Raw genomic sequence first — 13,989 nt, 5'->3', positions numbered from 1 at the left:
AACAGGATATTTGGAATTATATTAAAAAAAATAGAATAATTAGAATTATTAAATTCTAATTGATTTGATTTGTTTATTAATTTTAAGATTTATTCAAATCCTAATAAATTAGATTTGTTTTATTCATCTTCTTCTTTCTTTTTTCTGCTTGGTAAAAAGAGGTTGCGGATATTGGTTGTTACACTTCCTGTGTCTTCCATCTTTTTCATTTTAATTGGAACGTTCTTGGTTCCTTTGTAACTGCTTGCCTCTTCGTAAGCCTCTTTTGATTTGGATCTGTCTTTGTAAAGGTAAGATCCGAAGTATGCCATTATTGCACCAAGGCCAAGAATTGTAACTACAGTGATTAAATCTCCAGTTTCAGATGGTACATAGTTTCCAATCATTCCCCCATATGCCAAGTAGAGTAATGGTGTTGCACCAACAATACCTAAAAGGACAGCTTTTAATTTTGTTTTTGCCTCATAACCTATATAAAGAGGTCCAATAGCTGCAAATGCCATTAAGATATCAATATTATGTTGATATGCCATAAGTGGGAAAAATGCATATGCTGCTGCACCAAATATCAATGATTTTAAATTTATCTCTGGCAAACTACTGTTTTTAGTTTTATTTCCTTTAGGATTTTTTTGCTTATCTGCATCTACCATTCAATCACACCTAAAACTTTAAAATTAATCAATTAACATTTTATATATCTTATTAGATTTTTATTTTTCATATAATTTAAAGTTTAATGTTTTTTAGTTTAAAGGAAAGATTGTTTTAATTTGTTTAGAATTTATTTTAAAAAAAGGACATAAAAAAGAGATTAAATATTTTTTAAAAAAGAAAAAAGAAAAAATCGATTTAATTAGTTTTAGAATAAAAATTAAAATAAAAATGAAGACTTTATTTTAAATATTCATCTTAAGTGGTAACTATAAAAAAGTATTTTATTTAAAATAATCTTTTAAAGTTGTAAAAAAGAGTAGGTTAATCATTTAAAGTTGTAAAAAAGTGTAGGTTATTTTAAAATATTCATTTAAAGTAGTAAAAATAAAAAAATGTATTAAAAAAAATAAAGAAAAAGAAAAAATAAAATTTTTTATTCTTCTTTTCCAGCTATTGCTCCACCAATAGCACCAGTTATTCCCATAGCAATCATGTATTTGATTATTTGAAGAATAACATCAATAAAACCTGTGATTCCAGAGACTGTAAATCCAGCAAGACCTCCGAGAGGACCCATTAATGCACTTCCTCCAACAGTTACAAGTATTACGAATAGGATTGCAGATACTATTGAACCGAATGCTCCTGCAAGAGCAGCATTCCACAATCCGCCAAGTGCTCCATCATGAGCAATGTATCCTACTATAAATCCAACTATTAAAAGGCCCCAGAATTCATAACGGCTGAAGAATAGGGCTACAACTAATGTTAGTATAAATCCTAAAATCACAGCATTCATTTTTGCCATAATATCACCTCTTTTCAATTATTTCTATATTTAATTTTATATTTTTTGATTTTTAAATTTTTGTTTTTATTCAGTTTTTTCCATGGTTTCAATTTGCTTTTGTTCAGAAGTTTTTTCAAAAACCTTTACATTGTCAGAATCTTCTTTGAACAATTCAGCTATTCCTCCGACTGAACCTAAGATTCCAGAAACTTCAGTTGGCAGGAAGATTTTGGTGGCATTTCCATCAGCTATTTGTTCAAGAGCTTCCAAATATTTGATAGCAATCAAATCGTTTGTAGGATTTCCTGCATGTATTGCATTATATGTTATTTCAGTAGCTTTTGCCTTACCTTCTGCAACTGCAATCTCTTGATATTTCTTTGCATCTGCAACCTGTTTGATTGCTTCTGCCTCTGCTTCTGCAGCAAGAATCTTAGCTTGCTTGTCCCCTTCAGCTTTTTGGATTTCAGATTCCTTGTAACCTTCAGATTCTAAGATTGTTGCTCTTTTGAATCTTTCAGCTTTCATCTGTTTACTCATTGCTTCAACAATGTCCTTTGGAGGTTCAATTCTTTGAATTTCCACTCTAACTACTTTAGTTCCCCATTTGTCAGTTGCAACATCAAGAACTTCACGCAATTCTGTATTGATCATTTCCCTTGAAGTCAAGGTTTGGTCCAATTCCAAATCACCGATTATGTTTCTTAAATTGGTTTGGGCAAGTTTGGTAATTGCCTGATAGAAGTTTGCAACGTTATAGACAGCATTGAATGCATCAATGACTTCATAAAAGATTACACAGTCAACAACTACAACTGCATTGTCTTTTGTAATTACCTCTTGTGGAGGAACATCTACAACCTGTTCCCTTAGGTCAACTTTTCTGATTGTTTCGATAAATGGAATGATAATGTTTAAACCGCTTTCAACAGTTCTATTATATTTTCCTAATCTTTCAACAACCCCTTTCTCATAAGGCCTTAATATTTGCAAGGTTCTGGATGCAAACACTACAAGGATTATTATGATTAAGACTAATAAAATAATGTTCATTTTTTCACCTTCTAAATGAATATAATTTTTATTTGATATGCTTATTTTCAGATTTCAATAATTGTTTTTGTTTAATTAATTATTTTTAAATGTTAATATTTATTTCTTTGTTCCCTATAATGGTTTTAAGCTTTTTTAACCTTTATCTTTCTTTTTTCCCAATAAAGATTTTAAGCTTTTTTAACCTTTAGCTTAACTCCATCTATTGCTATGGTTTCAACTTCCTCTCCTTCGGATATTTCCTCATCTGAAATTGCTTTCCAAATTTCCCCATTTACTTTGATGGTTCCAATCTTATCTGAATTAATATCCTCTGTGACTTTTGCCTTTAATCCAATTAGCCTTTCTGTATTTGACTTCTTATCAACAGTATTCTTATTGAGCTTATTATATAATGGCCTTGAAATCAGAACGAAAATCAATGTGATTATAATAAATGCAATGATTTGAATAGTAAGGTTATATTGAAAATAATTCAATATTGCTGCAGCTATTGCTCCGATTCCAATTGACAATAAGCAGAATCCTCCACTTAATAATTCTCCAATTAGGAATACAATTGCAAGTATTATCCAAAATTCCAAGCACATTTATCCCCCTCCTTAAGAATTATTTATCGAAATATGATATATTTTTATAGTATTTAAAACTTTTTAAATATTTTTAAGGATTTTTAATACATTTTAAATTAATTTTCATAATTTTTAAACTTTTAAAAACTTTTTAAATAATCATATAACTTTCTTAAGAGATTTAACAATTTTTAATAAAAATCATTATTCATTTCCTCTTTGATTTTTTCTATAACTGCCCTATGCATTCTTTTAGTGAATTCAGACTTGTCGTTCTGTTTCAATACTTCAAGATATCCTTGAGATACAAGATTGAATGCAAATGGGCTTGGGATAATCGTATTAATTGTTTTGATTTCCATTTCTCCACTGTGTATCCATGAAATGACTCTTTTTGCATTTTTAATATCCATATAATCTTCAGTTGCTTCCCTTCTTGACTCCTTGAGGATTGGGAAATTATTGTCCATTTCCTGAATATATTTCAATAATATCTTTCCTCTGACTTGCTGTCTTCCAACTGACTTTTCATGGCCTTTGTATCTCCTTAAGGTCATAAGAGACCTTCCTGCACAGTGCCTAAACCTGCTTGCCAATGTTTCGGTCTTATCAAGGGATCTTATTAGAATGTTTTCAAAGTTGTCTGGAGTCAATCTCTTCAATGCTTCCAATGCTCCCATTTTTCCATCAGAGCTTAAGTAAAATCCATTGTCAGTAATTGAAATTGTAATGTTTCTCTTGTTTCTGTCAGATGCCAGATAAGCTACAGCTCTTGCAATGGCATCATTTGTCTTTGTTCCGAACAGGCTATGGAATACAACGAATTTTCTTCCTCCAAATCCTGTGTAATACTCAACAAGCAATCTTTGCTTATGAGGTATTTGTGCATAGAGGAATTGCTCATTGAAGTATTCGTAAATGGAATTTGCTGCAAATTCATCTACATAAAGATATTCGTGAAGGAATTCCATAATCTCCTCTTTGGAATTTGCATACAGGAATCTGCTTTCCAATATGTATCTAAACCTTTGTATGTCAACTGCAAGGTCAAATGCAAGTGGCAATTGCTCTGAATACCATGATGGTATTGTAGGAGGTCCTGATGCTGGAGAAACATTTATTGTCATTCCTTTGCCGTAATTGAATTTATAGGTTCTTCCTCCAAGGACAAAGCTGTCTCCTTTTTTAAGCTTTTCCATAAAGTCCTCTTCAACCTTTCCTATTGTCTCTCCATCACATTTTACAAGAACTGCAGAATGGTCTGGAATTGTACCAATGTTTGTTGAATAAAGCATTCTTGCTAATTTTCCCCTTTTTCCAAAGGTGTTTTCCTTATAGTCAATCCAAATTTTAGCATAAACGTATCTTTCCTCAAGCTCTACATATTCTCCTGCCAAATAGCTTAAGACATCTTCGTACTCATCCCTATCAAGGTCCTTATAGCAGTAGCTTTTTCTGATTATGTCATAGGCATAGTCAATGTCCCATGGGTTTTCAATTCCCATTCCATATATGTGTTGGGCTAATACATCCAAGCAGTCCCTTGGAATCTTTATATTGTCAATTTTTCCTTCCTTGGCATTCTTAAGAAGCACTGAGCATTCCACAAGTTCATCCCTATCTGTAACGATTATTCTTCCCTTAGATTTTTCATGTAGCCTATGTCCGCTTCTTCCTATTCTTTGAAGGGCTCTTGAAACTGACTTTGGAGAGTTGATTAGGATTACAAGGTCAATGTATCCGATGTCTATTCCAAGTTCAAGTGAAGTTGAGGATACAACTGCCCTAAGCTCTCCTTTTTTTAGCTTTTCTTCAGTTCTCAATCTGGATTCCTTTGAAAGTGAGGAGTGGTGTGCCATAATGTTGTTGCTGTTGAAGTGCTCACCATAAAGCTTCTTTAAGTTGTAAACATATCTTTCAGTTGCGCTACGGGTGTTTGTAAAGATAAGGTTTGTCTTATGTTCCATTACCAAGTCATCTATCAATGCATAGGTTGCCATTCTCGTATCCTCATCGTCAGCTATTACAATGTCGTCAACTGGAGAAATCACTTCAATGTCCCGCTCCTTAAGGTAGTTTATGTCAACAAGAATGCAATCCCTTTCAATTCCATATTCGTAACCTACAAGGAATCTGGCCACTTCCTCAAGGGGGCTGACTGTAGCTGATAATCCGATTCTTGTAAATCCTCCAATCAATGCCTGCAATCTCTCTAAGGATAGGCTTAAATGAACTCCCCTTTTGTTTTCCGCCAATGAATGTATCTCATCAACAATCACATATTTGACATGTGATAACTTTTCCCGGAATTTAGGGGCAACAAGAAGGATTGACAATGTTTCAGGAGTTGTAATTAGAATGTGAGGTGGCTTCTTTAGCATTTTTGTTCTTTGGTATTGGCTTGTATCTCCAGTTCTTACAGCCTTACGAATGTTTAATGGCTTTTTAGCTATTTTTTCAATTTCATTTAAAGGCTGTTCCAAATTTCTCTCGATGTCGTTGTCCAATGCCTTGAGAGGAGATATGTAAATGCAGTATACCTTGTCTTCAAGCTTTCCCTTATCTGCAAGGCTTGTCAATTCATTAATGACAGATAGGAATGCAGTTAATGTTTTTCCAGATCCTGTTGGTGATGAAACAAGGATGTTTTTTCCCTTATGTATTTCAGGAATCGCTTGCTTTTGTGCAGGTGTAAAGTCATCAAAGCTATTATCAAACCATTCCTTAACGTAGGGGTGGAGATTTTTATAAATCTGCTTTTTAGAATAGCTTTTTGTCTGTTTTTTTATCATATTATCAAATCTTATTTTGGTGGTTTTCCTGTTATTTATAGTATAATAAATTGTTTGCTCTTTTTTTGTTATTGAATTGTCTAATTAAATTGTTAGCTCTTTTTTGTTATTGTAGTTGCATAATTAAATTGTTTCACTCAATATCTATGTAATTTATTTATTTTATAGTTTAGTTTTTATTTATTCAAATTAATTTAATAATTTGTATTCAAAATTTTGTTTAACTTAAAAATTAGTTTTAATTTAAATATTAGTTTAAACTAAAATATTATTAAATCAAAATTATTATTTAATAAAATGTTTAATTCTTTTATTAAAATATTTTTAAGATTACAAGATTTTTATTTTTAATTTATGAGGTTTTATTATGGCTGAAAAATTATCTATTGAAGAAGCTATAGAAGCATTAAAAGATGAAGATGTAGCTAAGAGGAAATTAGCTATTGCAAGTTTGGAAAGGGTAAATGATGAATCTATTATTGAACCTTTAATTGAAGCTACTAAAGATGAAAATGCTCAAATTCGTTTTAAAGCTGCAGAAATCTTAGGAAATATGGGTGATGTAGCTGTAGACAAATTGATTGATGAATTTGCTAAATCTGAAGGAAAGGATAAAAGATTCTTAGCATTTGCACTTAAGGAAACTGAAGATAAAAAGGTAATTCCTTATTTTGTCGAATCAACAGATGATGAAGACTTCGGTGTTAGAAAAGTTGCTGTTAAAGCTTTAGGTGAGCTTCAAGCAGAAGATGAATTGGATACTATAGCAAAATGTCTTGATGATGAGGATTGGGGTGTAAAATTAGCTGCAATTCAAGCTTTAGGAGATTTAGCAACTGATGAATCAATTGCATTGATCAAGGAAGCAAGAAAAGGCGAAGATGATAAGGACTTTAAGAAATCCTGTAATAAGGCAATTAAGAAAGCTCAAAAAAGACAAAAAGCTAAGGATTCTGGAAAAGCTATTGTAAAAGTCATTCCAATGAGCACAATCAAGGAAATGGAAAAGACCAATCTTCAAAAGGCAATTAAAGAATATGAAAGATATGTTTATTCAAGACAAGCAAAAGATGCTCCATATAAAAGATTATGTGTCATTTATAGGCAAACAAATGATTATGACAATGAAGTAAGGGTCTTGGAAACTGCAATTGAAGTATTTGCAGACAATGAGAAAAAATTGTCTTACTTTGAGAAAAGGTTAGGAAACTTAAAATAAAATCTAAATTGCTATTAATTTAGATTTATTTTATCTTTCTATTTTTTTTATTTTTATTTTTTAGTTAAGTTTGCTATTTTTTCTTGATTTCGTATAAATCAGTTCTTCTATTTTTTAAAACAGGAATTTCCTCTCTTATTCTAGCAATTTCATCTAAATCTATTTCAACTATTTTTAGTTCCTCATCAAATCCTAACTCTTCAATAAGCTCTCCCCATGGGCTAACTGCAATTGAATGTCCATAGGAATTGTAATTTGCATCCCTATCCAATGCAGGAGCAACTCCAATAGTAAATGTTTGATTGTCTAATGCTCTTGATCTAAATAGGATTTCCCAATGGGCTGGACCTGTTGTCAAATTAAATGCTCCAGGGAATATTAATATTTCTGCACCATTTAAAGCCATAATTCTGGATAATTCAACAAAACGGATGTCATAGCAAATGCCGATTCCAATTTTTGCAAGTTCGGTTTCAATAACTGTAATTTCGTTTCCTGCGCTTAAAGTGTCTGATTCCTTAGAGCAGATTTTTCCTTTAACGTCAATGTCAAAAAGATGCATCTTTCTATGTTTTCCCAATATGTTTCCAGAATTGTCAAAAAGAACTGCTGTATTGTAAATTGATTGTGAATCGCCATCATTTTCAAGTTCAGGGATTGATCCTGCTAAAACATGAATATTTTCCTCTTTTGCAATTTTAGAAATCTCTTTTAATGTAATGCTTTCCTCCATTTCTTCAGCATATTCAATAAACTTTTCATTTTCATAAGGGCAGTTGAACATTTCTGGAAGAACCGCTAAATCAGCTCCTTGTTTTTTAGATTCCTTAATCATTTGGATTGCCTTATTTATGTTTTCATCCTTATTGTCTACCACATTCATTTGACAAAGAGCTATTTTGATAATATTCATGTTTTCACCTCTAAATCGTTTATTATATCTGATTTTATTTTATTTTTAATAAAATTTTAGTATAAGCAGTAATTATTTTTAATATTTGTTTTATTCAATTAAATATTATATTTCTTGAATTTTAGTAATTAATTTTAATATTTGTTTTATTCAATTAAATATTTTTAAAAAATAGTAAATCATCAAAAAGAATTAAAATAAAAAGAAAAAAAGAAATTTATAACTTTTAATAGGAAGTTAAAAAAATAAAAAATTAATAATATTAGTTTTAATAGACTTAAGCTATATTTTCACTGTCTACTCCTTCATAGTCGACATTTGGGAAACTAATACTATTGATCATATTTTGGATTTCATGAGTATTTAAAGCGCTTATGTCGCTGTTGCTGGATTTTCCATTGTTTATGACAAAGCTGTAGTATACTCCATCCCTTAGGATACAGATATATCTTGAGTATCCTTGGTCTGCAGTGCTTATTGTTATTTCTAAAGATGGAACTCCACCAACTTCAATGTTTTTGTATTCTACAAGTTCTCCGTTTAAGGAGTGTGCAGTTGCATTAACGTCACTTAAGATCTTATCGTAAGTGATTTCATCGCTTTTAATAGTTGTGAATCCAATTAATGTGTTATCTTTAGTTTTAAATGCAATATCGCTGGAATTGCTGTTTCCTTCAGTATTGTTATACATGGACCAATTTCCAGAGTAATTATAGCTGATTACACCATCAGTATAGCTTTTTACTTCATCTGTAGTTTGGTTATGGATTCCATTGAGTCCAATTCCTGCGATTAAAAGAATTATCAATACTAATATTGCTACAATTCCTATTTTCCTAATGTTTATATTGGAAAGTGGGCTTGCAGGTTTATTGATTTCCTTAGTTTCAACCTTTTTCTCTTTTTTAGGAATAACCTTTTTAGGAACTTCTTTTTTAGGTGCTTCCTTCTTAGGTGTTTCCTTTTTAACTTCTTTGGTTTCAGTTTCAGTTTTTGGAGTGCTGAACTTTTTAGCAGGATTTTTTATTCCTTTATCCTTTTGCTTGAATCCTTCTGTTGCGGTTTTGCTAAAAGATGGTTTAGAACTTTGGACTTGTTCAACACTTTGCTTTGCTTTTTGATCTTTAGCGGTATTGCTAAATTTGCTTAAATCAAAGCCAGATAATTTTTCAGACAATCCCTTTCCAATTTCACTTGACTTGCCTGAAAATATTGAATCATTTGTACTTTTGATTACAGTTGTTTTCTTGAATTTCCCATCTAATTTAGGGGGTCTAGAGTTTGCTTCAGATTTTGGAGGCAGTATAGCACCACAGTTTCCACATTTTGGTGCACTGTCATAACTTGCATTTCCACACTCTTGACAATATTTAACCAATTTTTAACCTCCTTCCTTTTTATCATGCTTCATAAGAATTAATTTAGTAATTAATATCTATTATTAATTTTTTATTTAATATTATTTATACTTTTTAATTTAATTGCTTTTTTAGTCTTTAATTGTTTCTTTTTTTAGTTCTTTATTAGGAAAATATTTTATTTAGTAATTAGATAATATAATTAATAAATTAAATAATGGCATTTGTTTAAGAAGCCATTAATTTTTAAAACGATTAAAGTGATAGAATGGCTGAAGAAAAAGAGATAAAATGTGATAATATTAACTATGCAGTTTATAGGATTGGGGATTGGAAAAATGATTATGAAATAAACATTTTAGGAACTGCAAGTGAAATTCCAGTTACCAAACCTACATTAGACCATATGGTAAAGCATATGGATCATATTAGGGCATCAGTATTTGAGATTGATGGAAAAGAGATCAATGGTATGATTGGATTAGCTATGCAATTCAATCCAAGCTTTGCATCAAGAGACCTTGATGAACTTATAGATTTGGAAGAAAAAGAGTTTGAAAGCATTATGGATGAATTGAACAGCATTGAATTGAAAACCGCTGAAGACACAATTGCTTTAGACACTGATGAATTTGTCATCTATAAATTAGAGTATGATGGTCACACATTATCTCCTAAACCATATAATGACTATGCTAAAAGACATCAAATGGAAGAGATAAAACGTTTAAAAGAATTAAGTGGTGAAAGGTTTGTTTTGGAGCTTTAACTCAAGCTCCAAGCTTTTTGAGCCTTCGGCTTAAAAACCTTGACCAAAAATATTTTCGCTGTTTGTTTAGTTTGAAACCATTGTAAAAATATTTGATTACACTTTTTTTATTATATTTTTTTATAAGACTAATATTCCAAGTCCTTCAAGGAGTATTTTGAATCCAAGCAAGATTAAGATTACTCCTCCGAGGATTTCAAATTTGTCTCCAAAGTAGTTTCCTATTTTTTTACCTAAATAAAGTCCTATGATTGTAAAGATAAATGCTACAACACCAATTATTATTACTGGAATTAAAATATCTGTTTTTAACACTGCATAGGTTATTCCAACTGCAAATGCATCAATGCTTCTAGCTATTGCAAGCAATGTCAGTTCCTTAAATGAAAATTTGTCAGAAGTCTCTTCTTCATCTTCATTGGAGAAGCTTTCCCTAATCATGTTTGAACCGATTAGAACTAGCAATATGAATGCAATCCATGGTGCAAAAGTGGTGATTAGCCATTCCAATTGGATTCCACCTAACCAACCAAGGACTGGCATCAATGACTGAAATCCTCCAAAGAATATTCCAAACCATAATGCTTGGCTTTTGGTAAGGTTCTTTAAGGTGAATCCTTTTGTAAGTGAAACGCTAAATGCGTCCATAGCAAGTGCAATTGCTATCAATAATGTTGATATGAAATCCATAATAATATGTTTTAATTTGTTCAATAATGATTGTCTGATTAATAATTTGATGTTTTGATTAATTTTAACCAAAGGCATCTAAAGTGACTTTTTTATCTTTCTTAAGCTCTCTTGGAGGTTCTACTGCTACAAATTCAATTCCTTCCTCTTCCAAAAGCTCAAGTGCATCATCACCAATAGATGGAGCAACAAGCAATCCTCTAATCTTTTGCTTTTCTCCTTCTCCTTTGATTTCCTTATTTTCCCTATTTTCAAAGTCAGATAAGTATCTTCTAATCTGTTTCACTGCAGCTATTCCTGCCTTACGGGCTTTCAATTCTAAAATCATTAGGTTTCCTTCACTATCCTTTCCAAGAATATCAATATATCCATGCTCAGTAGCATATTCTCTTACGTTTGGACGGAATCCTTCTTCGATTATGTGAGGCTTATCCCAAATCATATCTCCCATATCCTTTTCATAGCCTGCTCTTTCAAGCTCTTCATAATCTTCTATTAGGTTATAATTTGCATAATGGACTTTTCTAACCTCAACTTCCAATCTTTCAGGAGGACTGCGTCTGTGGCTTTCTAAAAAGAGAATTTCATCTTTAATGTAAGCTCTTGGTCTTGATTTAGGAGGCTGCCAATTGACTGGATCCACCTTATTGTCTTGATGAATCAAAAAGCATCCATCTGGCTTCATCATAATGATTCTTTCTCCATAATCAAGTTCGCTTAAAGCACGACCTTCATAACTTACTCTACAACATGCAAAAAGCAATATGGTTGCTTTTTTCCTTAGACCTTCTTCAATAAGCTCATAAGTTTCTTCATAATTGGGATTTTCTAAGATTTTGTATTTCATTTTATCATGTTTAAAGTTTTATGTATTGTGATTTTTATCAAATAATTTTTTTCACTTTTCTATGGTGAGTTTAAAAAATAATTTTCACTTATCAATTATTTGTTTTCATTTTTTATAAACTTAATTAATAAAAAAAGATTATGATTCTATCAAAAGTATTATTTGTCTACAAAAACTATTGAAAAAGAATCATATAATTAAATATTTTTAGCTATTCGGTATTTATTTGCCTTAAATTTAATTATTTTTAGCTATTATGTATTTTTTTAGATTTAATTTAATTATTTTAACTATTTTGTATTTTTTTACCTTAATTTAATTATTTTTAGCCATTCTATATTTTTTTTTACCTTTTTGATGCGATCAACATTTTTGGGAAATTATACAATGGCAATTCAATTTTTAAGTCTAAAGCTTTAACAAGTGCTTCAGCTCCTGTTCTGCCATTAGGCATATATTCATATGTGGTTTTTGGAATAAACACTAATCCTCCAACCTTTATTTTATCGAGAATGTCTAAAATGAATTTAGCGATGAGTTCATCACTTGTTTCCATCATGCTTTTATTTAAGTTTACGAAAACAGCATCAAATTCTCCTTTGTCTTCCTTTAATTCTTGAGGATACAGTTGCAAAATATCTAAATCATCATATTTAGTGTCAGTAATAATCATGCAAGTTCCGTAGCCTTTCATATTCCTTACGAAAGATTTGATTTCTTCCTCATACTCTTCATCAAAGTCCATTTTTTTCTTATGCTCTTCACTTAAAACCAGTTGGAATGATTTTTTTTCAACGCTTCTTAAATAATCAATGTCCTTTTTAATTTGGTAAGGATCCTCATGGACTAAAAATACGGTTCCGTAACTGGTTTCCAAATCCTGTGTTTTTACAAATGTTTGACTTTTATTGAATGGAATTAGAATTGTTTTGCTATGGCTTTTTAGCTTATTGCTGATATGTTTCATTGGAGAAGACTTTGCAATAACGTCTTTTGGCACAATAAATGATTTCATAGCTGCATGTCCTAATAAATTATATCCTTTCATTTGTTCATATTTGAATTTTTCAGGGTTCATGTATGAATCCAGTGAGCTGTCTGTTTCATGTTGGCCTGAAAATGCATCAATGAATTTTGCTTCTAAATAGGTTCCCATAGGGCGGCAATTAACTTCAATTAAAACAGGACCCTTTTCATCTACCATATATTCTCCATGAACTGGTCCATATTTGATGCCTATTGCATCTGCTACATCATAAGCATATTCAACAAGTTCCGCTTCACCAAGACCTAATTCACTGATGGTTTCATCGTAGTCATATATCGGAAATCCTTCAGCTGTCTTTATTTTATTGTATTTCCAAATGGTAGTTACACGATGAACTCCATCACAGGAAACTGTATTAACAACATACTCTTCACCATAAATATATTCTTGAATAAGGATGTCCTCATTGGCTTCGCCATAAATGTTATTCTCTGTTAATGACTTTTCAACTGCCTTAATCATTGACTCCTTGTCTTTGCATATATTCACTCCGACAGTTGCTGCACCATATGTCAGTTTCACTACAACCTCTTTTAAGCCTTCCATATCGTAATATTCTTTTGCCTCTTTAACTGAACTTACAAGCTTGCCTTTTATGTGGCGAAGATTATTTTCAGCTAATCTCTTTTGCATTGCATCCTTTGAGGTCATGGCTTCTAGATTTTCAATAGGATTGCCTAATAAATTCAAGTCATTTGCTAATTTGGTTGCACGGGTTACTCCTTTTTCACTTCCTGGAATAATCAAGAATGGATCATACTTTTTAACCATTTCAAGATTTTCTTCATATGTGTCCTTTTCATAGATGATTTCGAATTCATTATCAATAAGGCCATAAGTTATTTCGAGCATTTCATCATACTCTTTCTTTGCTTTTTCATCCCCATCTATTTTCAATTCTAAAACAATCGGATTATAGTTTCTGTTTATAATGTCTTGAACATAGTTTAGTCCTGTAGATATGCATTCAACAATTATGATATTTCTCATACTTTTACCCTATCAATTTTTTAATAATTTTTTAAGAATATATTCTCCTGTGTTATTCAGGCATTGATTTTTTAAATAGATTTTTTTTTTTTTTTTTTTTTTTTTATTAATGTCCTTTAGTATTATTTTTGTACTTTAAATTTTAAATGTTTTTTTAATTCTCAATATTCTAAAACTCAAATCTTTTTTTATTCTAAATATTCTAAAACTCAATTTTTTTTATTCTTAATATTCAATAACTTAATTTTTTTATTTTAACTATTCGAAAACACATTTTTTTTTAATTCTAAA

At 30.8% G+C, this 13,989-nt stretch carries 12 protein-coding genes; 2 read left to right on the top strand and 10 right to left on the bottom strand.

The features are described 5' to 3' along the window. Nucleotides 1–119: 119 nt before the first annotated feature. From QZV12_RS03275 to QZV12_RS03255, 5 genes are all read right to left on the bottom strand, one after another. Nucleotides 120–653, bottom strand: a complete 534-nt coding sequence (locus QZV12_RS03275) for a UbiA family prenyltransferase (protein ID WP_295617146.1) — start codon at nt 651–653, stop codon at nt 120–122. A 437-nt stretch (nt 654–1,090) separates the two neighbouring features. Then, nucleotides 1,091–1,465 carry a DUF5518 domain-containing protein gene (locus QZV12_RS03270; RefSeq protein WP_295617143.1) on the bottom strand — a complete coding sequence of 125 codons (375 nt, stop codon included), beginning with the start codon at nt 1,463–1,465 and terminating at the stop codon, nt 1,091–1,093. A 66-nt stretch (nt 1,466–1,531) separates the two neighbouring features. Next, nucleotides 1,532–2,500 carry an SPFH domain-containing protein gene (locus tag QZV12_RS03265; protein WP_295617141.1) on the bottom strand — a complete coding sequence of 323 codons (969 nt, stop codon included), beginning with the start codon at nt 2,498–2,500 and terminating at the stop codon, nt 1,532–1,534. A gap of 170 nt (nt 2,501–2,670) precedes the next feature. Beyond that, nucleotides 2,671–3,090, bottom strand: a complete 420-nt coding sequence (locus tag QZV12_RS03260) for an NfeD family protein (RefSeq protein ID WP_295617139.1) — start codon at nt 3,088–3,090, stop codon at nt 2,671–2,673. Between the two features lie 173 nt (nt 3,091–3,263). Next, entirely contained in the window at nt 3,264–5,864 is a 2,601-nt protein-coding gene (locus QZV12_RS03255) for an ATP-dependent helicase (RefSeq protein ID WP_295617136.1), read from the bottom strand. Between the two features lie 367 nt (nt 5,865–6,231). Between QZV12_RS03255 and QZV12_RS03250 the strand changes: the two genes are divergently transcribed. Further along, a complete protein-coding gene (locus tag QZV12_RS03250; protein WP_295617133.1) occupies nt 6,232–7,083 on the top strand; it encodes a HEAT repeat domain-containing protein in 852 nt (283 codons plus the stop codon). Between the two features lie 73 nt (nt 7,084–7,156). Here QZV12_RS03250 and QZV12_RS03245 read toward each other — a convergent pair whose 3' ends face one another. Together QZV12_RS03245 and QZV12_RS03240 are read right to left on the bottom strand one after the other, a co-directional pair. Continuing rightward, the gene (locus QZV12_RS03245) at nt 7,157–7,996 is read right to left on the bottom strand and encodes a carbon-nitrogen hydrolase family protein (RefSeq protein ID WP_295617130.1); all 840 of its coding nucleotides are present in this window, start codon (nt 7,994–7,996) and stop codon (nt 7,157–7,159) included. Nucleotides 7,997–8,273: 277 nt separating this feature from the next. Further along, nucleotides 8,274–9,374, bottom strand: a complete 1,101-nt coding sequence (locus QZV12_RS03240; RefSeq protein WP_295617128.1) for a hypothetical protein — start codon at nt 9,372–9,374, stop codon at nt 8,274–8,276. A 248-nt stretch (nt 9,375–9,622) separates the two neighbouring features. On the opposite strand from QZV12_RS03240, the gene QZV12_RS03235 reads away from it, so the two are divergent. After that, nucleotides 9,623–10,123, top strand: a complete 501-nt coding sequence (locus QZV12_RS03235) for a hypothetical protein (RefSeq protein ID WP_295617125.1) — start codon at nt 9,623–9,625, stop codon at nt 10,121–10,123. A gap of 120 nt (nt 10,124–10,243) precedes the next feature. Here the strand turns inward: QZV12_RS03235 and QZV12_RS03230 are convergent, their stop codons facing one another. The 3 genes from QZV12_RS03230 to QZV12_RS03220 all read right to left on the bottom strand — a co-directional run bounded on the left by QZV12_RS03230 (nt 10,244) and on the right by QZV12_RS03220 (nt 13,698). Beyond that, on the bottom strand, nt 10,244–10,813 hold the full coding sequence (locus tag QZV12_RS03230; protein ID WP_295617283.1) for a manganese efflux pump MntP family protein: 570 nt from the start codon (nt 10,811–10,813) through the stop codon (nt 10,244–10,246). Between the two features lie 64 nt (nt 10,814–10,877). Continuing rightward, nucleotides 10,878–11,660, bottom strand: a complete 783-nt coding sequence (nucS, locus tag QZV12_RS03225; protein WP_295617122.1) for an endonuclease NucS — start codon at nt 11,658–11,660, stop codon at nt 10,878–10,880. Nucleotides 11,661–12,006: 346 nt separating this feature from the next. Next, nucleotides 12,007–13,698, bottom strand: a complete 1,692-nt coding sequence (locus QZV12_RS03220) for an ATP-grasp domain-containing protein (protein WP_295617119.1) — start codon at nt 13,696–13,698, stop codon at nt 12,007–12,009. Between the last annotated feature and the right edge of the window lie 291 nt (nt 13,699–13,989).

Source organism: uncultured Methanobrevibacter sp. (assembly GCF_902769175.1).
Lineage (GTDB): Archaea > Methanobacteriota > Methanobacteria > Methanobacteriales > Methanobacteriaceae > Methanobrevibacter.
This window is presented reverse-complemented; position numbering and strand designations above follow the sequence as displayed.

What these genes read in the sequence shown, in the direction of transcription:
- QZV12_RS03275 (WP_295617146.1), bottom strand. Translation starts at nt 653, where the DNA reads ATGGTAGATGCAGATAAGCAAAAAAATCCTAAAGGAAATAAAACTAAA.
- QZV12_RS03270 (WP_295617143.1), bottom strand. Translation starts at nt 1,465, where the DNA reads ATGGCAAAAATGAATGCTGTGATTTTAGGATTTATACTAACATTAGTT.
- QZV12_RS03265 (WP_295617141.1), bottom strand. Translation starts at nt 2,500, where the DNA reads ATGAACATTATTTTATTAGTCTTAATCATAATAATCCTTGTAGTGTTT.
- QZV12_RS03260 (WP_295617139.1), bottom strand. Translation starts at nt 3,090, where the DNA reads ATGTGCTTGGAATTTTGGATAATACTTGCAATTGTATTCCTAATTGGA.
- QZV12_RS03255 (WP_295617136.1), bottom strand. Translation starts at nt 5,864, where the DNA reads ATGATAAAAAAACAGACAAAAAGCTATTCTAAAAAGCAGATTTATAAA.
- QZV12_RS03250 (WP_295617133.1), top strand. Translation starts at nt 6,232, where the DNA reads ATGGCTGAAAAATTATCTATTGAAGAAGCTATAGAAGCATTAAAAGAT.
- QZV12_RS03245 (WP_295617130.1), bottom strand. Translation starts at nt 7,996, where the DNA reads ATGAATATTATCAAAATAGCTCTTTGTCAAATGAATGTGGTAGACAAT.
- QZV12_RS03235 (WP_295617125.1), top strand. Translation starts at nt 9,623, where the DNA reads ATGGCTGAAGAAAAAGAGATAAAATGTGATAATATTAACTATGCAGTT.
- QZV12_RS03230 (WP_295617283.1), bottom strand. Translation starts at nt 10,813, where the DNA reads ATGGATTTCATATCAACATTATTGATAGCAATTGCACTTGCTATGGAC.
- nucS (WP_295617122.1), bottom strand. Translation starts at nt 11,660, where the DNA reads ATGAAATACAAAATCTTAGAAAATCCCAATTATGAAGAAACTTATGAG.
- QZV12_RS03220 (WP_295617119.1), bottom strand. Translation starts at nt 13,698, where the DNA reads ATGAGAAATATCATAATTGTTGAATGCATATCTACAGGACTAAACTAT.